The 23,381-nt window shown below is 55.8% G+C and carries 38 protein-coding genes; 4 read left to right on the forward strand and 34 right to left on the reverse strand.

Going from position 1 to position 23,381, the window contains the following annotated elements; all coding sequences use genetic code 11:
• Positions 1-135 precede the first annotated feature (135 nt).
• The 28 genes from rplQ to rpsJ all read right to left on the reverse strand — a co-directional run bounded on the left by rplQ (position 136) and on the right by rpsJ (position 13,759).
• Complete coding sequence (gene rplQ, locus G5168_RS17135; RefSeq protein WP_005307999.1) at positions 136-519, reverse strand: 50S ribosomal protein L17; 384 nt, start codon at positions 517-519, stop codon at positions 136-138.
• Positions 520-562: 43 nt separating this feature from the next.
• Positions 563-1,552: a DNA-directed RNA polymerase subunit alpha gene (locus G5168_RS17140; RefSeq protein ID WP_005307997.1), complete on the reverse strand. Its 990-nt coding sequence runs from the start codon at positions 1,550-1,552 to the stop codon at positions 563-565.
• Positions 1,553-1,577: 25 nt separating this feature from the next.
• Positions 1,578-2,198: a 30S ribosomal protein S4 gene (gene rpsD / locus G5168_RS17145; protein WP_005342696.1), complete on the reverse strand. Its 621-nt coding sequence runs from the start codon at positions 2,196-2,198 to the stop codon at positions 1,578-1,580.
• Positions 2,199-2,237: 39 nt separating this feature from the next.
• On the reverse strand, positions 2,238-2,627 hold the full coding sequence (gene rpsK, locus G5168_RS17150) for a 30S ribosomal protein S11 (protein WP_005307993.1): 390 nt from the start codon (positions 2,625-2,627) through the stop codon (positions 2,238-2,240).
• A gap of 14 nt (positions 2,628-2,641) precedes the next feature.
• The gene (rpsM, locus tag G5168_RS17155) at positions 2,642-2,998 is read right to left on the reverse strand and encodes a 30S ribosomal protein S13 (RefSeq protein WP_005307991.1); all 357 of its coding nucleotides are present in this window, start codon (positions 2,996-2,998) and stop codon (positions 2,642-2,644) included.
• 139 nt (positions 2,999-3,137) lie between these two features.
• The gene (rpmJ, locus tag G5168_RS17160; RefSeq protein WP_005319705.1) at positions 3,138-3,251 is read right to left on the reverse strand and encodes a 50S ribosomal protein L36; all 114 of its coding nucleotides are present in this window, start codon (positions 3,249-3,251) and stop codon (positions 3,138-3,140) included.
• Positions 3,252-3,278: 27 nt separating this feature from the next.
• Complete coding sequence (gene secY / locus G5168_RS17165) at positions 3,279-4,607, reverse strand: preprotein translocase subunit SecY (protein ID WP_005307989.1); 1,329 nt, start codon at positions 4,605-4,607, stop codon at positions 3,279-3,281.
• Between the two features lie 8 nt (positions 4,608-4,615).
• On the reverse strand, positions 4,616-5,053 hold the full coding sequence (gene rplO / locus G5168_RS17170; RefSeq protein ID WP_005342691.1) for a 50S ribosomal protein L15: 438 nt from the start codon (positions 5,051-5,053) through the stop codon (positions 4,616-4,618).
• A gap of 2 nt (positions 5,054-5,055) precedes the next feature.
• The gene (gene rpmD / locus G5168_RS17175) at positions 5,056-5,235 is read right to left on the reverse strand and encodes a 50S ribosomal protein L30 (protein ID WP_005307985.1); all 180 of its coding nucleotides are present in this window, start codon (positions 5,233-5,235) and stop codon (positions 5,056-5,058) included.
• A 6-nt stretch (positions 5,236-5,241) separates the two neighbouring features.
• Complete coding sequence (gene rpsE, locus G5168_RS17180; protein WP_005342686.1) at positions 5,242-5,742, reverse strand: 30S ribosomal protein S5; 501 nt, start codon at positions 5,740-5,742, stop codon at positions 5,242-5,244.
• Positions 5,743-5,756: 14 nt separating this feature from the next.
• A complete protein-coding gene (gene rplR, locus G5168_RS17185) occupies positions 5,757-6,110 on the reverse strand; it encodes a 50S ribosomal protein L18 (RefSeq protein ID WP_005340606.1) in 354 nt (117 codons plus the stop codon).
• Positions 6,111-6,119: 9 nt separating this feature from the next.
• Positions 6,120-6,653, reverse strand: coding sequence for a 50S ribosomal protein L6 (gene rplF / locus G5168_RS17190; protein WP_139739779.1), 534 nt, complete (start codon positions 6,651-6,653; stop codon positions 6,120-6,122).
• Positions 6,654-6,666: 13 nt separating this feature from the next.
• Positions 6,667-7,059 carry a 30S ribosomal protein S8 gene (rpsH, locus tag G5168_RS17195; protein ID WP_005307980.1) on the reverse strand — a complete coding sequence of 131 codons (393 nt, stop codon included), beginning with the start codon at positions 7,057-7,059 and terminating at the stop codon, positions 6,667-6,669.
• 21 nt (positions 7,060-7,080) lie between these two features.
• Complete coding sequence (rpsN, locus tag G5168_RS17200) at positions 7,081-7,386, reverse strand: 30S ribosomal protein S14 (RefSeq protein ID WP_005340609.1); 306 nt, start codon at positions 7,384-7,386, stop codon at positions 7,081-7,083.
• Positions 7,387-7,396: 10 nt separating this feature from the next.
• Positions 7,397-7,936 carry a 50S ribosomal protein L5 gene (gene rplE, locus G5168_RS17205; protein WP_005331162.1) on the reverse strand — a complete coding sequence of 180 codons (540 nt, stop codon included), beginning with the start codon at positions 7,934-7,936 and terminating at the stop codon, positions 7,397-7,399.
• 13 nt (positions 7,937-7,949) lie between these two features.
• Positions 7,950-8,267 carry a 50S ribosomal protein L24 gene (rplX, locus tag G5168_RS17210; RefSeq protein WP_005307977.1) on the reverse strand — a complete coding sequence of 106 codons (318 nt, stop codon included), beginning with the start codon at positions 8,265-8,267 and terminating at the stop codon, positions 7,950-7,952.
• A gap of 11 nt (positions 8,268-8,278) precedes the next feature.
• Positions 8,279-8,647, reverse strand: a complete 369-nt coding sequence (rplN, locus tag G5168_RS17215) for a 50S ribosomal protein L14 (RefSeq protein ID WP_005307975.1) — start codon at positions 8,645-8,647, stop codon at positions 8,279-8,281.
• Positions 8,648-8,794: 147 nt separating this feature from the next.
• Positions 8,795-9,043, reverse strand: coding sequence for a 30S ribosomal protein S17 (gene rpsQ / locus G5168_RS17220; RefSeq protein WP_005307966.1), 249 nt, complete (start codon positions 9,041-9,043; stop codon positions 8,795-8,797).
• Positions 9,043-9,234, reverse strand: a complete 192-nt coding sequence (rpmC, locus tag G5168_RS17225; protein WP_005307965.1) for a 50S ribosomal protein L29 — start codon at positions 9,232-9,234, stop codon at positions 9,043-9,045. The genes rpsQ and rpmC overlap by 1 nt, the downstream gene beginning before the upstream one ends.
• Positions 9,234-9,647, reverse strand: coding sequence for a 50S ribosomal protein L16 (rplP, locus tag G5168_RS17230; protein ID WP_005340612.1), 414 nt, complete (start codon positions 9,645-9,647; stop codon positions 9,234-9,236). Before rplP ends, rpmC begins: the two co-directional genes overlap by 1 nt.
• Before the next feature lie 13 nt (positions 9,648-9,660).
• The gene (gene rpsC, locus G5168_RS17235; RefSeq protein ID WP_005307962.1) at positions 9,661-10,374 is read right to left on the reverse strand and encodes a 30S ribosomal protein S3; all 714 of its coding nucleotides are present in this window, start codon (positions 10,372-10,374) and stop codon (positions 9,661-9,663) included.
• 3 nt (positions 10,375-10,377) lie between these two features.
• Complete coding sequence (gene rplV, locus G5168_RS17240; protein WP_005319741.1) at positions 10,378-10,722, reverse strand: 50S ribosomal protein L22; 345 nt, start codon at positions 10,720-10,722, stop codon at positions 10,378-10,380.
• Between the two features lie 10 nt (positions 10,723-10,732).
• Positions 10,733-11,011, reverse strand: a complete 279-nt coding sequence (gene rpsS, locus G5168_RS17245) for a 30S ribosomal protein S19 (protein WP_005307960.1) — start codon at positions 11,009-11,011, stop codon at positions 10,733-10,735.
• Positions 11,012-11,033: 22 nt separating this feature from the next.
• Positions 11,034-11,855, reverse strand: coding sequence for a 50S ribosomal protein L2 (gene rplB, locus G5168_RS17250; protein ID WP_005340614.1), 822 nt, complete (start codon positions 11,853-11,855; stop codon positions 11,034-11,036).
• 15 nt (positions 11,856-11,870) lie between these two features.
• Positions 11,871-12,173: a 50S ribosomal protein L23 gene (gene rplW / locus G5168_RS17255; protein ID WP_005307955.1), complete on the reverse strand. Its 303-nt coding sequence runs from the start codon at positions 12,171-12,173 to the stop codon at positions 11,871-11,873.
• Entirely contained in the window at positions 12,170-12,775 is a 606-nt protein-coding gene (gene rplD, locus G5168_RS17260; protein ID WP_005340616.1) for a 50S ribosomal protein L4, read from the reverse strand. The genes rplW and rplD overlap by 4 nt, the downstream gene beginning before the upstream one ends.
• Positions 12,776-12,792: 17 nt before the next feature.
• Positions 12,793-13,425 (reverse strand): 50S ribosomal protein L3, encoded by a 633-nt coding sequence (gene rplC, locus G5168_RS17265; RefSeq protein WP_005340620.1) that lies wholly within the window; start codon positions 13,423-13,425, stop codon positions 12,793-12,795.
• 22 nt (positions 13,426-13,447) lie between these two features.
• Positions 13,448-13,759, reverse strand: coding sequence for a 30S ribosomal protein S10 (gene rpsJ / locus G5168_RS17270; protein WP_005307944.1), 312 nt, complete (start codon positions 13,757-13,759; stop codon positions 13,448-13,450).
• A gap of 356 nt (positions 13,760-14,115) precedes the next feature.
• Between rpsJ and G5168_RS17275 the strand changes: the two genes are divergently transcribed.
• On the forward strand, positions 14,116-15,030 hold the full coding sequence (locus G5168_RS17275) for a DMT family transporter (RefSeq protein ID WP_227341575.1): 915 nt from the start codon (positions 14,116-14,118) through the stop codon (positions 15,028-15,030).
• A 37-nt stretch (positions 15,031-15,067) separates the two neighbouring features.
• Here G5168_RS17275 and envZ read toward each other — a convergent pair whose 3' ends face one another.
• Positions 15,068-16,378 carry a two-component system sensor histidine kinase EnvZ gene (gene envZ, locus G5168_RS17280; protein ID WP_227341576.1) on the reverse strand — a complete coding sequence of 437 codons (1,311 nt, stop codon included), beginning with the start codon at positions 16,376-16,378 and terminating at the stop codon, positions 15,068-15,070.
• Entirely contained in the window at positions 16,375-17,097 is a 723-nt protein-coding gene (gene ompR, locus G5168_RS17285) for a two-component system response regulator OmpR (RefSeq protein ID WP_005340625.1), read from the reverse strand. Before ompR ends, envZ begins: the two co-directional genes overlap by 4 nt.
• A gap of 247 nt (positions 17,098-17,344) precedes the next feature.
• Here ompR and greB point away from each other — a divergent pair, with 247 nt between their 5' ends.
• Positions 17,345-17,818 carry a transcription elongation factor GreB gene (gene greB / locus G5168_RS17290; protein ID WP_005355349.1) on the forward strand — a complete coding sequence of 158 codons (474 nt, stop codon included), beginning with the start codon at positions 17,345-17,347 and terminating at the stop codon, positions 17,816-17,818.
• A 201-nt stretch (positions 17,819-18,019) separates the two neighbouring features.
• The gene (locus G5168_RS17295) at positions 18,020-20,329 is read left to right on the forward strand and encodes a Tex family protein (protein WP_374885142.1); all 2,310 of its coding nucleotides are present in this window, start codon (positions 18,020-18,022) and stop codon (positions 20,327-20,329) included.
• Positions 20,330-20,399: 70 nt separating this feature from the next.
• Here G5168_RS17295 and G5168_RS17300 read toward each other — a convergent pair whose 3' ends face one another.
• From G5168_RS17300 to bioH, 4 genes are all read right to left on the reverse strand, one after another.
• Positions 20,400-20,678, reverse strand: a complete 279-nt coding sequence (locus tag G5168_RS17300; protein WP_042059175.1) for a hypothetical protein — start codon at positions 20,676-20,678, stop codon at positions 20,400-20,402.
• Positions 20,679-20,763: 85 nt separating this feature from the next.
• Entirely contained in the window at positions 20,764-21,531 is a 768-nt protein-coding gene (locus tag G5168_RS17305) for a putative metalloprotease CJM1_0395 family protein (protein ID WP_227341578.1), read from the reverse strand.
• A 1-nt stretch (position 21,532) separates the two neighbouring features.
• Positions 21,533-21,766 (reverse strand): flagellar basal body rod C-terminal domain-containing protein, encoded by a 234-nt coding sequence (locus G5168_RS17310; RefSeq protein WP_005340632.1) that lies wholly within the window; start codon positions 21,764-21,766, stop codon positions 21,533-21,535.
• 71 nt (positions 21,767-21,837) lie between these two features.
• Positions 21,838-22,602, reverse strand: a complete 765-nt coding sequence (bioH, locus tag G5168_RS17315; protein ID WP_421252502.1) for a pimeloyl-ACP methyl ester esterase BioH — start codon at positions 22,600-22,602, stop codon at positions 21,838-21,840.
• Positions 22,603-22,640: 38 nt separating this feature from the next.
• On the opposite strand from bioH, the gene G5168_RS17320 reads away from it, so the two are divergent.
• Entirely contained in the window at positions 22,641-23,369 is a 729-nt protein-coding gene (locus G5168_RS17320; RefSeq protein ID WP_421252503.1) for a ComF family protein, read from the forward strand.
• Positions 23,370-23,381 lie beyond the last annotated feature (12 nt).

The following is a 23,381-nucleotide window of genomic DNA, read 5'->3' on the forward strand; positions in this document are numbered from 1 at the left end:
GCAGTTGAGGCAGTTGAGGCAGTTGAGGCAGTTGAGGCAGTTGAGGCAGTTGAGGCAGTTGAGGCAGTTGAGGCAGTTGAGGCAGTATCAGAATGGATTAAAAGAAAAGCCGGGACAAGCCCGGCTTTTTCTTTATCACTCAGCAGCTGCTTCAGCAGCGGCCGGGCGGTCTACCAGCTCAATATAAGCCATAGGGGCGTTGTCGCCAGCACGGAAACCGCATTTCAGAATGCGAGTATAACCGCCGGCGCGCTCCAGGTAGCGCGGGCCCAGTTCATTGAACAGCTTAGCCACGATCGCGTTGTCGCGAGTGCGGGCAAATGCCAGACGACGATTAGCAACGCTATCAGTCTTGGCAAGGGTGATCAGCGGTTCAACTACACGACGCAGCTCTTTTGCCTTAGGCAGAGTCGTCTTGATGATCTCATGACGAACCAGGGAGCTGGCCATGTTGCGGAACATAGCCTGACGATGGCTGCTGTTCCGGTTCAGTTGACGACCACTCAAACGATGGCGCATGACCTTATCCTTCTAACTAAATCTGTGAAACCCGTAATCTGGATTACTCGTCAGCGATGCTGGCGGGCGGCCAGTTCTCAAGGCGCATGCCAAGAGACAGACCACGGGAGGCCAACACGTCCTTGATCTCAGTCAGGGACTTCTTACCGAGGTTAGGAGTCTTAAGCAACTCAACTTCGGTACGCTGTACCAGATCACCAATATAGTGGATAGCTTCTGCCTTCAGACAGTTCGCAGAACGAACTGTCAGCTCCAAATCATCGACAGGACGCAGCAGAATCGGATCAAACTCGGGTTTCTCTTCTTTCTTCTCGGGCACGCTGACATCGCGCAGATCCACGAAGGCTTCCAGTTGCTCAGCCAGAATAGTGGCAGAACGACGGATAGCTTCCTCAGGATCCAGGGTACCATTGGTCTCCATGTCGATGACCAGCTTGTCCAAGTCGGTACGCTGTTCCACACGTGCTGCCTCAACATTGTAGGCAATACGAACGATGGGGCTGAACGCGGAGTCCAGCAGCAGGCGACCGATAGGACGCTCTTCGTCATCGTTGTGAACACGAGCAGAAGCAGGCACATAACCACGACCGCGCTGAACTTTCAAGCGCATGCTGATTTCAGCATTGGCACCAGTCAGGTGGCAGATTACGTGCTCCGGGTTTACGATCTCGACTTCATCACCGTGAGTGATATCACCTGCGGTAACGGGGCCTGTTCCAGACTTGGTCAGGGACAGAGTTACCTCGTCCTTGCCTTCCAGCTTCACAGCGATACCTTTCAGGTTGAGCAGGATTTCAAGAATGTCTTCCTGTACACCTTCTTTGCTGCTGTACTCATGCAGTACCCCGTCAATTTCGACTTCAGTAACTGCACAACCGGGCATAGAAGACAGCAAAATACGACGCAGGGCGTTGCCCAGCGTGTGACCAAAGCCACGCTCGAGTGGCTCAAGAGTCACTTTCGCATGAGTCGGGCTAACTTGCTCGATGTCAACTAGCCGCGGTTTAAGAAAATCTGTTACAGAACCCAGCATTGTGTCCTCTCTTTAGAAGCTAGCTTTACTTGGAGTAAAGCTCGACGATCAGCTGTTCGTTAATGTCGGCAGACAGGTCGGAACGCTCTGGCAGGCGCTTGAAGGCACCTTCCATTTTAGCGGCATCAACCTCTACCCAAGTCGGCTTCTCGCGCTGACCAGCAACCTCAAGGGCAGCTTTGATACGCGCTTGCTTCTTAGCCTTCTCACGAACGCAGATCACGTCCTCAGGGGAAACCTGGAAAGAAGGAATGTTCACAACGCGGCCGTTTACCATGATGGCCTTGTGGCTCACCAGCTGACGAGATTCAGCGCGGGTAGCACCGAAGCCCATGCGGTATACGACGTTGTCCAGACGACCTTCCAGCAGCTGCAACAGGTTTTCACCGGTGTTACCCTTTTGACGGGCAGCGTCGCGGTAGTAGTTGCGGAACTGTTTTTCCAATACGCCGTAGATACGACGAACTTTTTGTTTCTCGCGCAGTTGCACACCGTAATCGGACAGACGGGGCTTGCGAGCGCCGTGCTGACCAGGAGCGGTGTCAATCTTGCACTTAGAATCAATCGCACGAACACCAGACTTCAGGAAGAGGTCTGTGCCCTCACGACGGCTAAGCTTAAGCTTAGGACCGATATATCTTGCCATCTTCTTTCTCCAACAATCCTAGACCAAGTAGCTACAGCGTTACACGCGGCGCTTCTTGGGAGGACGACAACCGTTGTGCGGGATCGGAGTCACATCAGTAATGTTAGTGATGCGGAAACCAGCCGCGTTCAGGGCGCGGATGGAAGACTCACGACCGGGACCCGGACCTTTGACCATGACTTCCAGGTTCTTGACGCCATATTCTTTGGCCATCTCACCAGCGCGCTCGGCAGCTACCTGAGCAGCGAACGGGGTGGACTTACGAGAACCACGGAAACCGGAACCACCAGAAGTAGCCCAAGACAGAGCATTGCCCTGACGGTCAGTAATGGTCACGATTGTGTTGTTGAAAGATGCATGAACGTGCGCAATACCGTCGCTCACTTGCTTTTTAACGCGCTTGCGAGCACGAGTCGGAGTTTTAGCCATTTTCTACCTTCCCGTTACTTCTTGATAGCCTTGCGCGGACCCTTACGGGTACGAGCGTTGGTCTTGGTACGTTGACCACGAACAGGCAGGCTACGACGGTGACGCAAACCACGGTAGCAACCCAGATCCATCAATCGCTTGATGTTCATGGAAATCTGACGACGCAGGTCACCTTCAACGGTGAATTTACCTACTTGTTCACGCAGACTCTCGATCTGAGCTTCGTCCAGGTCTTTAATTTTCACATTCTCAGCGATACCGGCTGCGGCACAAATGGCCTTGGAGCGGGTACGACCGACGCCATAAATCGCAGTCAAAGCAATGACTGCATGCTTATGGTCAGGAATGTTAATGCCAGCGATACGGGCCACTATTCACTCCTACATATAGTAGATTACGACCACCACAAAGCCCGTGAGCGGATACGTGGCGGTCAACCAATACACAACAAAAGTTGGCTGGCTATATTAGCCAGCACAACTATTTGTTGCAAGTACTAACCGTAAAAAATTAGCCTTGGCGCTGTTTATGCTTTGGCTCGCTGCAAATCACACGCACCACACCGTGACGCTTGATGATTTTGCAGTTACGGCAGATTGCCTTAACGGAAGCACGAACTTTCATTGCTTAACTCCGTAACTACGCCGACCTTTAGCGGCCGTAGCCCTTCAGGTTGGCCTTCCTCAGGACGTCACCATATTGATGAGACATCATATGGGTTTGTACCTGAGCCATGAAGTCCATGATAACCACCACAATAATCAGCAGCGAAGTGCCACCGAAGTAGAACTGTACGTTCCAGGCAGTCATCAGGAACTGGGGTACCAGACAGATAAAGGTTATATAGAGCGCACCTGCCAATGTCAGGCGAGTCATAACCTTATCGATATAACGTGCTGTCTGCTCGCCCGGGCGGATCCCCGGGATAAAGGCTCCACTCTTCTTCAGGTTATCTGCTGTCTCGCGGGGGTTGAACACCAGCGCGGTATAGAAGAAACAGAAAAAGATAATGGCTGCTGCATACAGCATCTCGTAAAGCGGCTGACCCGGCTGCAGGACCATAGAGACCTGTTGCAGGATATCAGCGACTTTACCCTCACCCTGACCAAACCAGGAGGTAATGGTACCCGGGAAGAGGATGATACTGGATGCGAAAATCGCAGGAATCACACCAGCCATATTCACTTTCAACGGCAGGTGCGTGCTTTGCGCGGCAAATACCTGGCGGCCTTGTTGACGCTTGGCATAGTTAACGACGATACGACGCTGACCACGCTCCACGAACACCACAAAGTAAGTCACTGCGAAAACAATCAAGCCCAGCAACAACAACAGCAGGATGTGCAATTCCCCTTGACGTGCCTGTTCGGCCGTAGCGCCAATGGCATGCGGCAGACCAGCAACGATACCTGTGAAAATAATCAACGAGATACCATTACCAATCCCACGCTCGGTAATCTGCTCACCCAACCACATCAAGAACATGGTACCGGTGACCAGACTCACAACCGCTGTGAAATAGAAGCCCAAACCCGGATGAGTCACGAGTCCTTGCATCATATTCGGCAGACCGGTTGCAATACCAATGGCCTGGAAAGTTCCCAAAACCAGCGTGCCCCAACGGGTATATTGGCTAATCTTGCGACGGCCGGATTCACCCTCTTTCTTGAGTTCAGCAAGAGCAGGATGAACCACTGTCAGCAGCTGGATAATGATCGACGCCGAAATGTACGGCATGATCCCCAACGCAAGAATAGAAGCACGCGATAGTGCACCACCACTGAACATGTTGAACATCTCAATGATGGTGCCCTTCTGTTGCTGGAACAACTCGGCCAGTACGGCGGCGTCAATACCAGGAATCGGCACATAAGAGCCTGCACGGAAAACGATAATCGCCCCGAGAACGAAGAGCAGACGGCTCTTCAGTTCACTCAGACCACCCTGTGCTTTAACATCCAATCCTGGTTTCTTAGCCATTGTACTGATTATTCCTCGATTTTACCGCCAGCGGCCTCGATGGCTGCACGTGCACCTTTGGTGACGGACAGACCACGAACGGTCACAGCACGGTCAATGTTGCCAGACAGAACAACTTTAGCGAACACGATGTTCTTGGTCAGAACGCCGGCTTGCTTCAGAGTGCTCACGTCGACTACATCACCTTCTACCAGGGCGATTTCGTTCAGGCGCACTTCGGCAGATACCAAAGATTTGCGAGAGAAGAAACCGAACTTCGGCAGACGGATTTTCAAAGGCATCTGGCCGCCTTCGAAACCGTTGCGGACTTTACCGCCACCGGAACGAGAGGTTTGACCTTTAACACCACGACCACCGGTCTTGCCCAGACCAGAACCGATACCACGGCCCGGACGGTGCTTAACGCGCTTGGAACCAGCGGCCGGAGACAGAGTATTCAGACGCATGCTTAGCCCTCCACCTTAACCATGTAATAAACCTGGTTGATCATACCGCGTACGCAAGGAGTATCTTCCAGCTCAACGGTGTGACCAATGCGACGCAGACCCAGACCACGCAGAGTCGCCTTGTGCTTTGGCAGACGGCCGATAGAGCTGCGAGTTTGAGTTACTTTTACAGTGTTAGCCATGTCGCATTACCCCAGAATTTCTTCAACGCGCAGACCACGCTTGGCAGCGATCTGTTCCGGTGACTGACCGTGAACCAGAGCGTCTACAGTTGCGCGAACAACGTTGATTGGGTTGGTGGAACCGTAGGTCTTAGCCAGCACGTTGTGGATACCAGCAACTTCCAGAACGGCACGCATGGCGCCGCCTGCGATGATACCAGTACCTTGAGAGGCCGGCTTCATGAACACGGTGGAACCGGAGTGAACACCTTTCACCGGGTGGTGCAGGGTGCCGTTGTTCAGTTCAACCTTGTTCAGGTTACGCTTGGCCTGTTCCATTGCTTTTTGAATAGCAGCCGGAACTTCACGGGCTTTACCGTAACCGTAACCTACACGGCCGTTACCATCACCCACCACGGTCAACGCGGTGAAGGACATGATACGACCACCTTTAACAGTTTTCGAAACACGGTTTACTGCAATGAGCTTTTCTTGCAGTTCGCCGGCTTGAGATTCGACTTTAGCCATCTTCGACTCCTAGCTTAGAACTGAAGACCAGCGTCACGTGCGGCAGCTGCCAGGGCAGCGATGCGACCGTGATACTTGAAACCGGAACGATCGAAAGATACGTTCTGAACGCCTTTGGCAATAGCACGCTCAGCGATAGCTTTACCTACAGCGGTAGCAGCATCTGCGTTACCGGTGTATTTCAGAGCTTCACTGATGGCTTTCTCTACTGTGGAAGCAGAGGCCAGAACTTCGGAACCGTTGGCTGCAATAACCTGCGCATAGATATGACGCGGGGTACGGTGAACAACCAGACGGGTAGCTCCCAGTTCCTGCATCTTTTTCCGAGCACGAGTAGCACGACGGAGACGAGCTGCTTTCTTGTCCATAGTGTTACCTTACTTCTTCTTAGCTTCTTTAGTACGCACTTGCTCGTTGGCATAGCGTACACCCTTGCCCTTGTAGGGCTCCGGAGCGCGGTAAGCACGGATATCGGCGGCGACTTGGCCAACCAGCTGCTTGTCGACGCCACGCAGAACGATTTCTGTAGCAGTCGGGCACTCAGCGGTCACACCAGCCGGCAGCGCATGTTCTACCGGGTGAGAGAAGCCCAGAGCCAGCGCAACAGCATTGCCCTTGATGGAGGCTTTATAACCTACACCAACCAGCTGCAGCTTGCGCTCGAAGCCTTGGGTAACACCGATTACCATGTTGTTGACCAATGCACGGGCAGTACCGGCCTGAGCGTCAGCACCAGCGATGCTGCTGCGCGGGGCGAACTTCAGTACATTGTCTTCTTTGGTCACTTCTACACCGGCGTGAATAGAGCGAACCAGAGAACCTTTACCACCTTTGATGGTCAGTTCCTGGCCGTTCAGAGTCACCTCTACGCCAGCAGGAATAGTGACGGGTGCCTTAGCAACACGAGACATTTCCTACCTCCTATTAAGCGACGTAGCAGATGATCTCACCGCCCATGCTTGCTTTGCGAGCAGCACGGTCAGTCATCACACCTTTAGACGTGGACACGATAGCAACACCGAGACCGCCCATAACTTTCGGCAGATCAGTAGTGCGCTTGTAAATACGCAGGCCTGGACGGCTTACGCGTTGGATCAGTTCTACAACTGGCTTGCCCTGGAAATATTTCAGTTCAATTTCCAGTTCCGGCTTCACGTCACCAGCTACGGAGTAGCCAGCGATGTAACCTTCTTCTTTCAGCACTTTGGCGATAGCCACTTTCAGCTTGGAAGAAGGCATGGAAACCGCAACTTTGCTCGCCGCCTGACCGTTACGGATGCGGGTCAGCATATCCGCGATCGGATCTTGCATGCTCATAAGTCTAACTCCCGAGATTCGTTACCAAGAAGCCTTCTTCAGGCCCGGAATTTCGCCCTTCATGGCATGCTCACGCACCTTGATGCGAGACAGGCCAAACTTGCGCAGGAAACCGTGCGGACGACCAGTAATATTGCAACGGTTACGCTGGCGGGACGGACTGGAATCACGGGGCAGCTGTTGCAGTTGCAGTACAGCATCCCAACGCGCTTCTTCAGAAGCGTTCATGTCAACGATGATAGCTTTCAGCTCGGCACGCTTGGTCGCGTACTTGGCTACCAGCTTGGCACGCTTTGCTTCGCGCGCTTTCATGGATGTTTTAGCCATAACCCTAACCTTACTTGCGGAATGGGAAGTTAAAGGCAGCCAGCAGAGCACGGCCTTCTTCATCGGTATTCGCGGAAGTGGTGATGGTGATATCCAGACCACGGACGCGATCGACTTTGTCATAGTCGATTTCCGGGAAGATGATCTGCTCACGCACGCCCATGGAGTAGTTACCACGACCGTCGAACGCTTTAGCGTTCAGGCCACGGAAGTCACGGATACGCGGTACGGAGATGCAGATCAGCCGTTCCAGGAACTCCCACATACGCTCGCCACGCAGGGTTACTTTACAACCTATCGGGTAGCCTTCACGAATCTTGAAGCCCGCAACAGATTTGCGAGCTTTGGTGATCAGCGGCTTCTGACCGGAAATGGCAGCCATATCGGCAGCAGCATTTTCCAGCAATTTCTTGTCAGAGATCGCTTCACCAACACCCATGTTCAGGGTGATTTTCTCGATCCGAGGGACTTGCATGATAGTCTTGTAACCGAACTGCTTGGACAGTTCATTTACTACATCGGATTTGTAGTAATCATGCAGTTTCGCCATCGTTAAACTCCAATTACTTCACAAGTTCGCCGGTGGATTTGAAGAAACGGACTTTTTTGCCGTCTTCAATCCGGAAACCAACGCGGTCAGCTTTGCCAGTGGCAGAGTTGAACAGCGCTACGTTTGATACATCGATGGGGGCTTCTTTGGTGACGATACCGCCAGCCTGACCCAGTGCGGGTACCGGCTTCTGGTGTTTCTTCACCTGGTTGATGCCTTCCACGATTACCTTACCTTTTGCAATCAGGACTTGAGTGACTTTGCCACGCTTGCCCTTGTCTTTGCCGGTAAGAACAATCACTTCGTCTTCGCGACGGATTTTAGCTGCCATCGTTCGACTCCTTACAGTACTTCGGGTGCCAGGGACACAATCTTCATGAACTTCTCATTACGCAGTTCACGGGTCACCGGGCCAAAAATACGAGTACCGATTGGCTGTTGGTTGTTGTTAAGCAACACAGCCGCATTGTTGTCGAAACGGATGACAGAGCCGTCCGGACGACGAACGCCTTTACGGGTGCGTACGACCACCGCGTTATACACATCACCTTTCTTCACTTTACCGCGAGGAATGGCTTCCTTGATGGAAACCTTGATGATGTCGCCGATGCCGGCGTAACGGCGGTGCGAGCCACCCAGAACCTTAATACACATTACACTGCGAGCGCCGGAGTTGTCGGCAACACCCAGCATACTTTGCATCTGGATCATCTTAGTGCTCCGCTTTGTTTACTTCTTATCCCTAATGGGATCTGGCTGCCTTCAAAAGGCGCGAAACTATAACACAGGATTTTCAGAAAAGGTAGCCTAAAAAACAAACGGCCCCTGAAAGGGGCCGCTTGGACTACAAAGTACCGATTAGGCCTTTTCTACAACGGCAACCAGGGTCCAGGACTTGGTCTTGGACAGCGGGCGGCATTCGCGGATTTCCACGAGGTCGCCAGCTTTGCACTCGTTGTTTTCGTCATGTACGTGCAGCTTGGTAGTGCGCTTGATGATCTTACCGTAGATCGGGTGCTTTACCTTGCGCTCGATAGCAACAGTGATGGACTTGTCCATCTTGTCGCTGATTACACGACCTTGCAGAGTACGGATCTTGTCAGTCATTACGCACCTGCCTTCTCAGTCAGTACAGTCTTGATACGTGCGACGTCACGACGCACTTGTTTCAGAGTGTGAGTCTGAGCCAGCTGGCCGGTGGACGCTTGCATGCGCATGTTGAATTGCTCACGCAGCAGGCCCAGCAGCTCCTGGTTCAGTTCTTCGACGCTCTTTTGACGCAGATCTTGGGCTTTCATCACATCACCGTCTTAATTACGAAAGTGGTCTGAACAGACAGCTTAGCTGCGGCCAGGGCAAACGCTTCACGCGCCAGAGCCTCAGGTACACCGTCCATCTCGTACAGAACCTTGCCAGGCTGGATCGGGCAAACCCAGTATTCCACGTTACCCTTACCTTTACCCATACGAACTTCAAGGGGCTTTTCGGTGATGGGCTTGTCCGGGAACACACGGATCCAGATCTTACCTTGACGCTTAACGTGACGGGTCATGGCACGACGGGCTGCTTCGATTTGACGAGCAGTCAGTTGACCACGGGATGTCGCCTTCAGGCCAAAGGTACCGAAGGATACTTCGTTACCAGAGGTGGCCAGACCGCGGTTACGACCCTTGTGGGTCTTGCGGAATTTAGTACGCTTAGGTTGCAACATTTACCGAATCTCCTTACTTAGCAGCGCGGCGCTTGTTGTCACGCTTGGGCTTTGCAGGAGCTTGCTCTTGAGCAGCGGCAGCGTTAACAGCAGCCAGACCGCCCAGAACTTCGCCCTTGAAGATCCAAACTTTAACGCCGATCACACCGTAAGTGGTGTGGGCTTCAGAAGTTGCGTAGTCGATGTCGGCACGCAGGGTGTGCAACGGCACACGACCTTCACGGTACCATTCGGTACGCGCGATTTCAGCGCCGCCCAGACGACCGGAAACTTCCACTTTGATGCCCTTGGCACCCAGGCGCATTGCGTTCTGTACGGCGCGCTTCATAGCACGACGGAACATTACACGACGCTCCAGCTGGGAAGTGATGCTGTCGGCAACGAGTTTGCCATCCAGCTCCGGCTTGCGGACTTCGGAAATGTTGATCTGAGCAGGCACGCCAGCAATAGTGGCTACAGCTTTGCGCAGCTTCTCAACGTCTTCGCCTTTCTTACCGATGACAACACCCGGACGAGCGGTGTGAATGGTCACACGGATGCTCTTGGCCGGACGCTCAATGGTGATCTTGGACAAGGACGCGTTTTTCAGTTCCTTGGTCAGGAACTGGCGTACTTGAAAATCGCTGTACAGGTTGTCAGCGAAGTCTTTGGTGTTCGCGAACCAGGTAGAATTCCAAGGCTTGGTAATACCCAGGCGAATGCCATTAGGATGTACTTTCTGACCCATTGCTTATCTCCCAGCCTTAGCGTCGGATACCACTACAGTGATGTGAGCGGTACGCTTGAGGATACGATCCGCACGACCTTTGGCACGCGGACGGATGCGCTTCATGGAGGGACCTTCGTCGACCATGATAGTAGCAACACGCAGCGCGTCGATATCGGCGCCTTCGTTGTGCTCAGCGTTTGCAATGGCAGATTCCAGCACTTTCTTAACCAGCACTGCAGCCTTTTTCGGGCTGAAGGTCAGGATATTCAGAGCCTTGTCTACGGACAGACCACGTACTTGATCGGCTACCAGACGAGCTTTCTGGGCAGAAGTACGGGCATAACGGTGTTTAGCGATAGCTTCCATCATTTATCCCTTAGCGCTTCTTAGCCTTCTTATCAGCAGCATGGCCGCGATAAGTACGAGTCGGTGCGAATTCACCCAGTTTGTGACCGATCATTTCTTCGGTAACGAAAACCGGAACGTGCTGACGACCATTATGGACAGCGATGGTCAAACCGATCATGTTCGGGATGATCATTGAACGACGGGACCAGGTTTTAACCGGCTTTTTATCCCCGCTTTCCACCGCTTTCTCTACCTTCTTCAGCAAGTGCAGGTCAATAAATGGACCCTTCTTGAGAGAACGTGGCATGGTGATTCCTCTATGTTAACAATTACTTGTTACGACGACGTACGATGTACTTGTCGGTACGCTTGTTCTTACGGGTCTTGAAGCCTTTAGCCTTCTGGCCCCATGGGGACACAGGCTGCATGCCCTTGTTACGACCCTCACCACCACCGTGCGGGTGGTCAACAGGGTTCATCGCCATACCGCGAACGGTCGGACGAATACCACGCCAGCGGTTTGCACCGGCTTTACCCAGTTGACGCAACATGTGCTCGGAGTTACCGACTTCACCGATGGTAGCGCGGCACTCGGCCAGAACTTTACGTACTTCGCCGGAACGCAGACGCAGAGTTACATAGTTACCTTCACGAGCCAGGATCTGGATGAAAGTACCAGCGGAACGAGCCAGCTGGGCACCTTTACCAGGCTTCATCTCTACAGCGTGAACGGTAGAACCAACCGGGATGTTGCGCATCGGCAGGGCGTTACCTACCTTGATGGCTGCATCAGCACCAGAAGCGATCGCGTCACCAGCTTTCAGGCCTTTCGGAGCCAGGATGTAACGACGCTCACCGTCTGCATACAACACCAGAGCGATGTTAGCGGTACGGTTCGGATCGTATTCCAGGCGCTCTACTTTAGCCGGGATACCGTCTTTGTCGCGCTTGAAGTCGACGATACGGTAGTGCTGCTTGTGACCACCACCGATATGACGGGTAGTGATACGGCCGTTGTTGTTACGACCACCGGACTTGCTTTTGCTGTCCAGCAGAGCGGCGAAGGGCTTGCCCTTGTACAGCTCTTGATTGACGATCTTGACGACGTGGCGGCGGCCCGGAGAAGTAGGCTTGCACTTAACGATTGCCATTTTTGAGAACTCCTCTTACTCGGCTGCGCCCATGAAGTCGATGTCCTGACCAGCTTTCAGGGTCACATAAGCCTTTTTCCAATCGGAACGACGGCCTACGCGTGCACCTGCGCGCTTGGTCTTACCCTTCATGTTCAGGGTACGGACGGTCTCAACTTCGACCTCGAACAGTTTCGCAACTGCAGCTTTGACTTCCGCCTTGGTAGCATCAACAGCAACTTTGAACACGATAGTGTTCTGCTTTTCTGCAACCATGGTGCTCTTTTCAGAGATGTGCGGAGCCTTCAGAACTTTCAGCAGACGCTCTTCACGGATCATGCCAGCATCTCCTCGATTTGCTTAACTGCGTCAGCAGTCATCAGAACCTTGTCGAAAGCGATCAGGCTGACCGGGTCGATACCGGCAACGTCACGCACGTCAACTTTGTACAGGTTGCGAGCAGCCAGGAACAGGTTCTCATCGACTTCAGCAGTCACGATCAGAACGTCAGTCAGTTCCATTTCTTTCAGCTTGGCGATCAGTTCTTTGGTCTTCGGAGCTTCGATGCCGAACTTCTCAACAACGATCAGGCGCTCTTGACGTACCAGCTCGGACAGAATGCTACGGATAGCGCCGCGGTACATCTTCTTGTTTACTTTCTGGCTGTGATCTTGCGGCTTAGCAGCAAAAGTCACACCACCGGAACGCCAGATGGGCGAACGGATGGAGCCAGCACGGGCACGACCAGTACCCTTCTGACGCCACGGCTTTTTGCCGCCACCAGACACTTCAGAGCGAGTCAGCTGCGCACGAGTACCCTGACGGGCACCAGCGGCATATGCAACGACGACCTGGTGAACCAGAGCTTCGTTGAATTCGCGCCCGAAGGTAGTCTCGGAAACTTCAAGAGCGCTCTTGGCGTCTTTCATTACCAATTCCATTACTATCTCCTCAGACGTTACGCTTTGACGGCAGGTTTGACGATCACGTTGCCGTTGGTTGCACCCGGTACTGCACCTTTGATGAGCAGCAGGTTGCGTTCAGCGTCAACACGAACCAGTTCCAGGTTCTGAGTCGTTACACGCTCAGCACCCATGTGACCAGCCATCTTTTTGCCCTTGAATACACGACCCGGAGTCTGGTTCTGACCGATAGAACCCGGAACGCGGTGAGACAAGGAGTTACCGTGGGTCATATCCTGGGTGCGGAAGTTGTGGCGCTTAACAGTACCAGCAAAGCCCTTACCTTTGGATGTGCCGGTAACGTCTACCAGCTTAACGTCAGCGAGAAGATCTACTTTCAGCTCGCTACCAACAGTGAAAGTTTCACCGTTGTTCAGGCGGAATTCCCACAGACCGCGACCGGCTTCTACACCAGCTTTGGCGAAGTGGCCAGCTTCCGGCTTGGTCACACGGCTGGCTTTTTTGGCGCCAGTGGTAACCTGAATAGCGTTGTAGCCGTCGGTTTCTACAGATTTGACCTGAGTTACACGGTTAGCTTCAACTTCGATAACAGTCACCGGGATAGAAACGCCATCTTCAGTGAAGATGCGAGTCATACCCACTTTGCGACCTACAAGACCGATTGTCATTGTTATCAACCTCTTTCCGTAATTAACCCAGGCTGATCTGGACGTCTACACCAGCTGCCAGATCCAGACGCATCAGGGCGTCTACGGTCTTGTCAGTCGGCTCAACGATGTCTACCAGACGCTTGTGAGTGCGGATCTCGTACTGATCACGCGCATCTTTGTTGACGTGCGGGGAGATCAGGACGGTGAAGCGCTCTTTGCGAGTCGGCAGCGGAATAGGACCGCGAACCTGCGCGCCAGTGCGCTTAGCAGTTTCAACGATTTCCGCAGTGGATTGATCAATCAGGCGATGATCAAAAGCCTTCAGGCGGATACGGATTCTTTGGTTCTGCATTGACAGAGCTCCAATAGATAAAAGAACATAAATCAACACCGCCCGACCGAGATTTCTCCCGCCAGAGGTGTGATTTTTCACGTTTCCCCCCATATCGGGAGGACTGTATGGCTGGCTCCTGTAAACAGGAAACTCAGCAACAGACATATCGTCTGGCTTACCTCATGGGTAAGCGGAGGGGATTATACGGATTTTTCAAATTTGCGCAAGGGAAAGCGAACAGATTATGCGCAGTTTTATGTAACAGATGGATCTCGCCTGCGGCAACGCACTCTGCTACCAACACCCAGGTAACGACAATGTTACAAGCAGACTGGTAGACTGTGCGCTTGCCTCCGTCAGTGGAACGACATCCCATGCTCAAAGATCAAAAGAAAGCCTATCAGTATGGCCTTTGCGCCGTTGCCCTCTGGTCGACGGTCGCCACAGCCTTCAAGATCTCCCTCGCCTATTTCGAACCCGTGCAACTGTTGCTTGTGGCCGCCTTCACCTCAACTCTCACGCTGACAGCCGTCGTCGCCAAACAGGGCAAACTGCCGCTGCTGGGGAGCTACATCAAGGCCCGCCCTTTCTACTACTTGACTCTGGGTGTGCTGAACCCCTTTCTCTATTACTTGTTGCTGTTCAAGGCGTATGACCTGCTGCCTGCCCAGCAGGCACAGACCCTCAACTACACTTGGGCTATCACTCTCAGTCTGCTTGCCGTCCCCTTTCTCGGCCAGAAGCTGCGTCGGCGCGATGGCGTCGCCATCGTGTTGGGATATTTTGGCGCACTGGTGATCGCTACCAGAGGGGATGTATTCGGCCTGCAGTTCGACAACCCCCTCGGCGTGACGCTGGCACTGGTCTCGACCCTCATCTGGGCCAGCTACTGGATCCTCAACACCCGCAATCAGGGGGATCCCATCGTCAGCCTGTTGCTCGGCTTTATGATCAGCCTGCCCTTTATCGTCGTTGCGACCTGGTTGCTCTCCGATTTTGCCATGACCGCCTGGCAGGGATGGGCTGGTGCCATCTATGTGGGACTGTTCGAAATGGGCTTCGGTTTCGTGCTCTGGCTGATGGCGCTGCGCCATGCCACCAACACGGCCCCCATCAGCAACCTCATCTTTATCTCGCCGTTTGCCTCACTGGTGCTGCTCAACCTGTTGATCGGCGAAACCATCCATCCGGCCACCCCCATCGGGTTGGCGCTCATCGTTGCCGCCCTGCTGATCCAGCAGCTCAAGTACGGTAAACGCTATCGTGCATCAGTCGAAACCAAGAGCTGACCATGCAGAAGGGCGTATCCACGGATACGCCCTTCTCTCAATCCATCCACTCCTGTGGCTGATGTTTCGGCAGCCGTATCTCGACCAGCAGGCCGCCGAGATCCGAGCTTCCCAGCCGGATAGTGCCGTGGTGCTGGGCGACTATCTTGGCCACGATGGCCAACCCCAAGCCACTGCCGCCAACAGTTCGCGCCACATTCCCCTGAGTAAACGGCTTGAGCACCCGGGAGTAGTCCTGCTCCGGAATACCGGGGCCATCATCGGATAGGCGCAGGCGCACCCAGTGCCCGTCGTCCTTCAACTCGGCATACAAGCGGCTCGCCCCATAACGCTGCGAGTTGCTTGATAGGTTGTTCAACACCCGCCGGATACTAACCGGATTGCAGGCCACCCGCACTGCCTCTTGTGGCAGCGCCAGATCGACGTCCAGCCCCTGCTCCGAATAGATCAACAGGGTATCGTGCACCAGCTGGGTCAGATCGACAGGTACCGGAGCCTGCCCCTCATCCGGGCGGATGTAATCGATGAACTGATCGATGATGGCATTGGACTCATCAATATCTGAGTTGATGCTCTCCTTGAGATATTCGTCACCGGAGGACATCATCTCGGTAGCCAGCCGGATACGGGTCAGCGGGGTTCGCAGGTCATGGGAAACCCCCGCCATCATCAGGTTACGCTCTTCGATCAGGCTCTTGATGGAGTGGGACATATGGTTGAAGGTGCGGGTCAGACGGCGTACCTCCCGTGACCCCAGCTCCCCCAGCGCCTCGGGGAAATGTCCTCTGGCCACGGCAACCGCGCCAGCCTCGAGATCCTCGAGCGGACGAACCAACTGGCGTGCAAAGCGCCAGGCAGCAAACAGGGTGATCACCAGCAGCACGCTCAGATAGATGATGAGGGGTTCGATATCGTCATCTTCAATCTCGGTCAGCGGGATCCGCACCCAGATTTTGCTGGCCTGTGGCGGCTGGATCCAGATGATGTAGTGATCCTGGATCTCGACCCGCACCTTGGCCGGGCCACCCAGTTCGCGGCTTATGTTCTCCTCCAGATAGGGGTACGGCTTGGCATCGTTGAAGCCATGCTGCACCGCCTCGCTCTGGGTATAGATGTCGGTACCGGTCGTCACATAGACCAGCGCCTCGGCATCTTCACTCAACGCCAGCTGCTCGGTATTGACCGGAAAGATCAGCTTGACCTGATTGGCCAGCAGGTGACTGATCTGTTTGACGGTGGGTGCCAGCAGATAGTTGTAGAAGGTGACATAGGAGACCGCTTGATAGACCACCAGAACGGCGGCCAGGAACCAGAGCATGCGCGAGAACATGCTGCCGACCTTTTTCATGCACCGTCACCATCTGGTACAAACACATACCCCAGACCCCAGACGGTCTGTAGATAGCGGGGCTGGGCCGGGTCCTGCTCCAGCAGGCGGCGCAGGCGAGAGACCTGTACGTCGATACTGCGCTCGGTGGCGGTATATTCGCGGCCACGTGCCAGATTCATCAACTTGTCGCGGGAAAGCGGCTCGCGCGGATGGCTGACCAGTACCTTGAGCACCGCAAATTCACCGCTGGTGAGCGCCATCGGCTCGCCATCCCGGCTAAGCTCACGGGTAGCCAGATTGAGTTGGAAGGCTCCGAAGTTGACCACCTTCTCTGCAGCAGAGGGAGCCCCTGGCAACTCGACAGTATGGCGGCGCAGCACAGCTCGGATCCGCGCCAGCAGTTCACGGGGATTAAATGGCTTGGGCAGATAGTCATCGGCACCCATTTCGAGTCCGACGATGCGATCCACTTCATCCCCCTTGGCGGTGAGCATCAGCACCGGGATCTGGTTGCCCGCTTCCCGCAGACGACGGCAGATGGAGAGCCCATCCTCCCCCGGCAACATCAGATCGAGCACCATCAGGCTGAAGTTTTCACGAGTCAGCAGGCGATCGGCCTGTTCGCCATTAGCCACGCCGCGCACCACGAATCCCTGCTCGGTGAGATAGCGTTCCAACAGGGAACGTAATTTCAGGTCATCGTCCACGACCAGGACCTTGTATTGCTGCTGACTCATTGCTTTGCCTCTTCATTCTTTCGCTGCCCACCATACTAGGGGGGGATATCGCGGGAGAAAAGCATAAATATGTTACCGGTTATTACCCATGATCAGAGCGTGACGGCCGTCAAGCCCTCCTCCAGACCAGTACCGCTGAATGGCTCCCGCCAAGCTGGCGCAATTTCTCTCGACAGAAGGAGGACAAAAGCTAATATTCCCGAGCAGTTAGCGATGATTACCCCTCTTTGACCAGGTCCGCATCACCATGAAGACAAAGCTGATCACCCGCGAAGGCTACAACAAGCTGAAAGAAGAGCTCGATTTCCTCTGGCGTCAGGAGCGCCCCGAGGTCACCAGAAAGGTGGCATGGGCCGCCAGCCTGGGGGATCGCAGCGAAAATGCCGACTACCAGTACAACAAGAAGCGACTGCGGGAGATCGATCGGCGGGTGCGTTACCTGCGCAAATGTCTCGAAGAGCTGGGGATCGTCGACTATGCCCCCGCGCAGGAGGGCAAAGTCTTCTTCGGTGCCTGGGTCGAGGTGGAAAACGAAGAGGGCGAGACCAAGCGCTTTCGCATCGTCGGCTATGACGAGATCTTCGAGCGCAAGGATTACATCTCCATCGACTCCCCCATGGCCCGCGCCCTGCTCAAGAAAGAGGTCGGTGATGAAGCCATCGTCCGTACGCCAGTTGGTGACGTCTGCTGGTATATCAACGAGATCAGCTACCCCAAATAGCCGGACTACTGGTGAGCTGCTTGCCACAGGCACATCCTGAGTCACAGGTGCAATGGCAAGATATGCGCTCTCCCCTGCGACTTATCAGTCTGACGGGTGCAGACCCCGGCGCAGGGTGGCATCCCGCAACACGACCCCATATAGTGCTCACACTTGGCGCCTGATGGCGCGGACTCGACCACAGAGGCCCTCAACAACATCATGATGCAAACCATAGAGAGACAGATTGCCGGTGAGCTCAATGCTCGCCCGGAGCAGGTGCAGGCCGCAGTGCGCCTGCTGGATGAAGGCTCGACCGTGCCCTTTATCGCCCGTTACCGTAAAGAGGTGACCGGCGGTCTGGACGATAGCCAGTTGCGCACCCTAGAGAGCCGCCTCGGCTATCTGCGTGAACTGGAAGATCGCCGTCAGGTGATCATTCGCTCCATCGAAGAGCAGGGCAAGCTGACCCCCGAGCTGATGCGCGAATTGAATGGTGCCGACAGCAAGACCCGGCTGGAAGATCTCTACCTCCCCTACAAGCCCAAACGCCGCACCAAGGGGCAGATGGCGATCGAAGCCGGGTTGGAGCCGCTGGCCAACCTGCTGCTCAGCGACCCGATGCAGGATCCCGAGCAAGCTGCAGCCACCTTCCTCAATCCCGAACAGGGCATTGCCGACAGCAAGGCTGCCCTCGACGGCGCCCGCTATATTCTGATGGAGCGCTTCGCCGAGCAGGCCGACCTGCTGGAGAAGCTGCGCGACTACCTGTGGCAAAATGCCACCCTGCGCGCCCGCGTGGTGGCAGGCAAGGAGCAGGAAGGGGCCAAGTTCAAGGACTATTTCGAACACGACGAACCCCTGCACAAGGCCCCCTCCCACCGGGTGCTGGCCATGCTGCGCGGCCGCAATGAGGGGATCCTCAATCTGGCGCTGGTCACCGGTGACGACGAGAGTGCCAGCCCCTGCGAAGGGATCATTGCCCACCACCTCAAGCTCAATCTGCAGAACCGCCCGGCCGACAAATGGCTGCAGGGGGTAGTGAGCTGGACCTGGAAGATCAAGTTGTCGCTTCAAATGGAGACCGAGCTGATCGGTCGCATCCGCGAGTCGGCAGAGGAGGAGGCGATCAAGGTGTTCGCCATGAACCTCAAGGATCTGCTGATGGCGGCCCCAGCGGGCATGCGCTGCACCATGGGGCTGGATCCGGGCATCCGCACCGGGGTCAAGGTTGCCGTGGTGGATGCCACCGGCAAACTGGTCGATCACGCCACCATCTATCCGTTCGAACCAAAACGCCAGATTGATCAGAGCCTCAAGACCCTGAGCGAGCTGTGCCAGAAACACAAGGTCGAGCTCATCAGCATCGGCAACGGTACCGCTTCGCGGGAGACCGACCGGCTGGTCAGCGACCTGTTCGAGCGCTACCCCGCCGCCAAGGCGCAGAAGATAGTGGTGAGCGAAGCGGGGGCCTCTGTCTACTCCGCCTCCGAGCTTGCCTCTCAGGAGTTCCCGGATCTCGACGTCTCGATCCGTGGCGCCGTCTCCATCGCCCGCCGCCTGCAAGACCCGCTGGCCGAGCTGGTCAAGATCGATCCCAAGAGTATCGGGGTGGGCCAGTATCAGCACGACGTCGGCCAGAGCCAGCTGGCCCGCCGGCTGGATGCCGTGGTCGAGGATTGCGTGAACGCGGTCGGTGTGGATGTGAATACCGCCTCGGTCGCCCTGCTCAACCGGGTTTCCGGCCTCTCCCAGACGCTGGCCCAGAACATCGTCGCCTACCGGGATGAGCACGGCGCATTCAAGAGCCGTCAGCAATTGCTGAAAGTGAGCCGACTCGGCCCAAAAGCCTTCGAACAGTGCGCCGGCTTCCTGCGCATTCGCGGCGGCAGCAATCCCCTCGACAGCTCGGCTGTACACCCCGAGTCCTATCCGGTCGTGGAGCGGATCCTCGCCAAGCTGGAGCAGACCGTGGAGAGCCTGCTCGGCAACAGCAGCCTGCTGCGCAGCCTGAAACCGGCCGATTACACCGATGAGCAATTCGGCGTGCCCACCATCACCGACATCATCGGCGAGCTGGACAAGCCGGGCCGCGACCCGCGCCCCGAGTTCAAAACAGCGACCTTCAAGGAAGGGGTGGAGCAGATCAGCGACCTGGTGCCCGAGATGGTGCTGGAAGGGGTGGTCACCAACGTCACCAACTTCGGCGCCTTCGTCGATATCGGTGTTCATCAGGACGGGCTGGTGCACATCTCCTCCCTGACCGACCGTTTCGTCAAGGATCCCCGTGAGGTGGTCAAGGCCGGCGACATTGTGCGGGTCAAGGTGCTGGAGGTGGACGCCCCGCGCAAGCGGATCAGCCTGACCATGCGCCTCGACGAAAAGGCAGGGCAGCCCGCCCGCAAGCCGGCTGAAGCGCGCAACAGCTGTGCTGGCAACACCAAACCAAGAAATGAGCCGCGCCAAAGCCCCCCTATGGGTGGTGCCATGGGCAACGCCTTCGCGGCAGCGCTCTCCAAAGCGAAAAAGTAGCGAAACCTTCCAGAAGTCCTCTGAATGCAAAAAGCCCCACAAGGGGCTTTTTTACACGCGAAGCTCAGGATTACTGCGCCAGGGCAGCAAGAATGCTCTCGGGCTCTCCATGCTGGGCCAGCACCTCCCGCAGTCGGTTGAATGCCTTGCAGGCCTCTTGCGGATACTTGCCGTAAGAGACGACGCCGGTGTGGCTCCAGCCAGCCGCCAGCATCACTTTCTTCTTGAAATGGGTTCCTTCAGTTCCCCCTCCTCCGAGCTGCATCAGAAACTGCTCCATCTGCAGGTGGGGGGGCGGTACACGGGAGAAGGTGGTGAAATCTTCCGCTTTGACTTCATCGAAATGCATGACAGCTCCTGTGAAATTGGAATGGGCCTGATCTTCAGGTTAGTTGCAAAACAGGCAAAGCAGCTGAAAGTTTGGCGAGGGTGATTCAGATATGCAGACTGAGGGACTGGGTAGAGGCTGGGCTGACAGCCTGTTGATAGTGGCTCGCGATGACGCTGTTGCGCTTGTCCATATAGGCACTCAGCACACCGCCCGATTTCGCGCTCTGCTCGGCCATCAGCTCTTTGCGCGCCTTGGCTTCACTCGCGGCGGCGCTGCGTGCAACGGCCAAATCCTGCGCGGAAGGCTCGGCAGGCGCCAGCGCTGCAGAGCGGATCTGCTGCATCTTGGAGATGGTAGCCGCAGGGTCACCGGGTACGACACTGGTATCGATCTGGACTTCGCCACCCGTAGCATAACGCTTGCCATCCGGCCCTTGCGTAAACTGATAGGTGGGCGAGCTGGCGTACTCTCCACCCGCAGACTGGTGAGCCTGCTCGTGAGTACGCACCTCCTTGTCACGCTCGACAAGATCCTGAACCTGCTGCTCTTGCCGCTGTTGCTGCTCCTGCTGTTTGGGATCTTGCTGCTTGCGCTGCCCATCCTCACCGGTGGCCTCAACAAAGCGATTGTCTGGCAGTGTCGTCGGCGCTAATTGTCCGGTTTCACGGCTGTTCTGGGAGGTCTGATTGCTGGAGGCCTGAGCGGCTTTGGATTTCTCTTTCTGGGAGCCGACTTCGGATTCGGCAACGGAGGCTTGGCCCGCTCGGGCCTGCGGGATCAGTTCTGCCCGGCGATTATCCGTCCTCGCTGCTTCCACCTGGGGTTGCAGCTGTGTCGGGATAAGGGGAGGCAGACTGACATTGATGTTCATCTCACACCCGGATGTCGATCAGGGTTCCCATCATATCGCTGGCAGTCTGCACTACCTTGGCGGAAGCGCCAGCCTGCTGCTCGGCCACCTTGAGATTGACAAGCTCATCGGTCACTTGCACCTGATCCCCGCTGGGGGTGTTGAGGCGGGCGATCTGATTGGATGCCTTGTCGGCAATCTGCTCGGCTCGCTGAAATCCCTGTACCCCGCTGTTGAAAGCAGAATCAATACGCATGGTGTTACTCCTCTGGTCACAGCTTAATTATCCGCCAGACCAGAGGATTAATGAAGCTTTCCGGCTATTTTTTAGCCAACAAAATCTCGAACGATTTCAATGAATTCGTCAGGGTGGGAGATAAAAGGTGCGTGTGAGGCCTTATTGAGGGTCACGCTGCGGCTGGCATGGTAGAGACCATCCAGCAGGGGAATGGCCGCCTTGGGCACCAATGAATCCAGTCGGCCATAGATCCGCAACCAGGGCAGATCCAGCTCCCGCAGCGGTTCGCGCAGGTCAATGTCTGCCAACAGCGTCAGCCCGGCCTCGAGTGCGGCAAACTGGGGCGCCGGGCGCTCGGCCAGCCAGTGACGCAACTGGCGGATATCGTCCCGAGCATGTTCACTGCCCATGGCCTGGATCGCCAGAAAGCGCTCTATGGTCTGGCGAAAATCCCCTGCCAGCATCTGGTTGAAACCGGTCAGTACCTTGGGGGCGATCCCCGGCCACTCATCGCGGGCCATAAAACAGGGAGAGCTGGCCACGGTGATCAGGGAGTGCAACCGATCGGGATGCGTCAGCGCCAACTGGCTTGCCACCAGACCGCCGAGCGACCAGCCAAGCAGATGACACTTCTGCGGCAAGATGGCGGCCACCTGCTCGGCAAGCCAGGGCAGGCTGTAATCCACCTCGTCTGCCAGCAGGCTGTTGCCAAAACCGGGCAAATCTACCAGATGAACCCGATAGTGGGGCGCCAACTGTTGGGCAATGCCATGCCAGACCGCACCGTTCATCCCCCAACCGTGCAACAGCACCAGATCGGGCCCCTGGCCAAACTGCTCTACCGATATGCTCATCTAGACTCAAGATCCCTGTTCATGCTCTTGGGGTCAGCATGTTAAAGCGACTGCTCGCTAAAGCAAGCCCGCTGCTCGGCAGCCACGGTGACTGGCAAGGGAGTTGCCTGCTCTGCCATCAGCCTTGCGACAACGAGCCCCTGCTCTGCAGCTGGTGTCGGCAAGCGCTGCACCAGCCACAGCCGAGATGCCGCCTCTGCGCCGCACCGCTGGCTGACTATATAGAAGAGAGCATACCGGTCTGCGGCCGCTGCCAGCGCAGACCTCCCCCCTGGGAGCGGTTGCAGGTGATCGGCGACTACCAGGCACCCTACCCCATGCTGATCCCCCGGCTCAAATATTCCGGCCAGATCCTGCTGGCGCCGCTACTGGCACGCCTCTTGGCCGATCATCTGGATGGCAGCAATCCGCCAGAAGCGATCATTCCGGTTCCCCTTCACTGGTGGCGGCAGTGGCGGCGCGGGTTCAATCAGGCGGAGGAGATCGCGCAAGCCCTTGGCGAGTTCACCGGCATTCCCTGCGACAACACCCTGTTGCAGCGCATCAAGGCAACACCGCAGCAAACAACCCTGAGCGCCGGGCAGCGGCGGCGCAATCTGCGCGGGGCATTCCGGATCCGTTCCCACCAATACCGTCATGTCGCCCTGCTCGATGACGTCGTGACCACAGGCGCCACCGCTGGGCAGCTAAGCCGTTTGCTCCATGAGAGCGGCATCACAAAGGTGGAAGTGTGGGCAATCTGTCGTACCCTGCGGCACAGCAAGTAGCCATCGGCATGC

Origin of the sequence: Aeromonas sp. 600724 (assembly GCF_049175135.1) — a bacterium.
GTDB lineage: Bacteria > Pseudomonadota > Gammaproteobacteria > Enterobacterales > Aeromonadaceae > Aeromonas > Aeromonas veronii_A.

Excerpts from the sequence above, each read along its gene's own strand:
- rplQ (WP_005307999.1), bottom strand. The coding sequence starts at position 519 with ATGCGCCATCGTTTGAGTGGTCGTCAACTGAACCGGAACAGCAGCCAT.
- G5168_RS17140 (WP_005307997.1), bottom strand. The coding sequence starts at position 1,552 with ATGCTGGGTTCTGTAACAGATTTTCTTAAACCGCGGCTAGTTGACATC.
- rpsD (WP_005342696.1), bottom strand. The coding sequence starts at position 2,198 with ATGGCAAGATATATCGGTCCTAAGCTTAAGCTTAGCCGTCGTGAGGGC.
- rpsK (WP_005307993.1), bottom strand. The coding sequence starts at position 2,627 with ATGGCTAAAACTCCGACTCGTGCTCGCAAGCGCGTTAAAAAGCAAGTG.
- rpmJ (WP_005319705.1), bottom strand. The coding sequence starts at position 3,251 with ATGAAAGTTCGTGCTTCCGTTAAGGCAATCTGCCGTAACTGCAAAATC.
- secY (WP_005307989.1), bottom strand. The coding sequence starts at position 4,607 with ATGGCTAAGAAACCAGGATTGGATGTTAAAGCACAGGGTGGTCTGAGT.
- rplO (WP_005342691.1), bottom strand. The coding sequence starts at position 5,053 with ATGCGTCTGAATACTCTGTCTCCGGCCGCTGGTTCCAAGCGCGTTAAG.
- rpmD (WP_005307985.1), bottom strand. The coding sequence starts at position 5,235 with ATGGCTAACACTGTAAAAGTAACTCAAACTCGCAGCTCTATCGGCCGT.
- rpsE (WP_005342686.1), bottom strand. The coding sequence starts at position 5,742 with ATGGCTAAAGTCGAATCTCAAGCCGGCGAACTGCAAGAAAAGCTCATT.
- rplR (WP_005340606.1), bottom strand. The coding sequence starts at position 6,110 with ATGGACAAGAAAGCAGCTCGTCTCCGTCGTGCTACTCGTGCTCGGAAA.
- rplF (WP_139739779.1), bottom strand. The coding sequence starts at position 6,653 with ATGTCTCGTGTTGCTAAGGCACCCGTCACTATTCCTGCTGGCGTAGAG.
- rpsH (WP_005307980.1), bottom strand. The coding sequence starts at position 7,059 with ATGAGCATGCAAGATCCGATCGCGGATATGCTGACCCGCATCCGTAAC.
- rpsN (WP_005340609.1), bottom strand. The coding sequence starts at position 7,386 with ATGGCTAAAACATCCATGAAAGCGCGCGAAGCAAAGCGTGCCAAGCTG.
- rplE (WP_005331162.1), bottom strand. The coding sequence starts at position 7,936 with ATGGCGAAACTGCATGATTACTACAAATCCGATGTAGTAAATGAACTG.
- rplX (WP_005307977.1), bottom strand. The coding sequence starts at position 8,267 with ATGGCAGCTAAAATCCGTCGCGAAGACGAAGTGATTGTTCTTACCGGC.
- rplN (WP_005307975.1), bottom strand. The coding sequence starts at position 8,647 with ATGATCCAGATGCAAAGTATGCTGGGTGTTGCCGACAACTCCGGCGCT.
- rpsQ (WP_005307966.1), bottom strand. The coding sequence starts at position 9,043 with ATGACTGACAAGATCCGTACTCTGCAAGGTCGTGTAATCAGCGACAAG.
- rpmC (WP_005307965.1), bottom strand. The coding sequence starts at position 9,234 with ATGAAAGCCCAAGATCTGCGTCAAAAGAGCGTCGAAGAACTGAACCAG.
- rplP (WP_005340612.1), bottom strand. The coding sequence starts at position 9,647 with ATGTTGCAACCTAAGCGTACTAAATTCCGCAAGACCCACAAGGGTCGT.
- rpsC (WP_005307962.1), bottom strand. The coding sequence starts at position 10,374 with ATGGGTCAGAAAGTACATCCTAATGGCATTCGCCTGGGTATTACCAAG.
- rplV (WP_005319741.1), bottom strand. The coding sequence starts at position 10,722 with ATGGAAGCTATCGCTAAACACCGTTATGCCCGTACTTCTGCCCAGAAA.
- rpsS (WP_005307960.1), bottom strand. The coding sequence starts at position 11,011 with ATGCCACGTTCTCTCAAGAAGGGTCCATTTATTGACCTGCACTTGCTG.
- rplB (WP_005340614.1), bottom strand. The coding sequence starts at position 11,855 with ATGGCAATCGTTAAGTGCAAGCCTACTTCTCCGGGCCGCCGCCACGTC.
- rplW (WP_005307955.1), bottom strand. The coding sequence starts at position 12,173 with ATGATCCGTGAAGAGCGTCTGCTGAAAGTTCTGAAGGCTCCGCACATC.
- rplD (WP_005340616.1), bottom strand. The coding sequence starts at position 12,775 with ATGGAATTGGTAATGAAAGACGCCAAGAGCGCTCTTGAAGTTTCCGAG.
- rplC (WP_005340620.1), bottom strand. The coding sequence starts at position 13,425 with ATGACAATCGGTCTTGTAGGTCGCAAAGTGGGTATGACTCGCATCTTC.
- rpsJ (WP_005307944.1), bottom strand. The coding sequence starts at position 13,759 with ATGCAGAACCAAAGAATCCGTATCCGCCTGAAGGCTTTTGATCATCGC.
- G5168_RS17275 (WP_227341575.1), top strand. The coding sequence starts at position 14,116 with ATGCTCAAAGATCAAAAGAAAGCCTATCAGTATGGCCTTTGCGCCGTT.
- envZ (WP_227341576.1), bottom strand. The coding sequence starts at position 16,378 with ATGAAAAAGGTCGGCAGCATGTTCTCGCGCATGCTCTGGTTCCTGGCC.
- ompR (WP_005340625.1), bottom strand. The coding sequence starts at position 17,097 with ATGAGTCAGCAGCAATACAAGGTCCTGGTCGTGGACGATGACCTGAAA.
- greB (WP_005355349.1), top strand. The coding sequence starts at position 17,345 with ATGAAGACAAAGCTGATCACCCGCGAAGGCTACAACAAGCTGAAAGAA.
- G5168_RS17295 (WP_374885142.1), top strand. The coding sequence starts at position 18,020 with ATGATGCAAACCATAGAGAGACAGATTGCCGGTGAGCTCAATGCTCGC.
- G5168_RS17300 (WP_042059175.1), bottom strand. The coding sequence starts at position 20,678 with ATGCATTTCGATGAAGTCAAAGCGGAAGATTTCACCACCTTCTCCCGT.
- G5168_RS17305 (WP_227341578.1), bottom strand. The coding sequence starts at position 21,531 with ATGAACATCAATGTCAGTCTGCCTCCCCTTATCCCGACACAGCTGCAA.
- G5168_RS17310 (WP_005340632.1), bottom strand. The coding sequence starts at position 21,766 with ATGCGTATTGATTCTGCTTTCAACAGCGGGGTACAGGGATTTCAGCGA.
- bioH (WP_421252502.1), bottom strand. The coding sequence starts at position 22,602 with ATGAGCATATCGGTAGAGCAGTTTGGCCAGGGGCCCGATCTGGTGCTG.
- G5168_RS17320 (WP_421252503.1), top strand. The coding sequence starts at position 22,641 with ATGTTAAAGCGACTGCTCGCTAAAGCAAGCCCGCTGCTCGGCAGCCAC.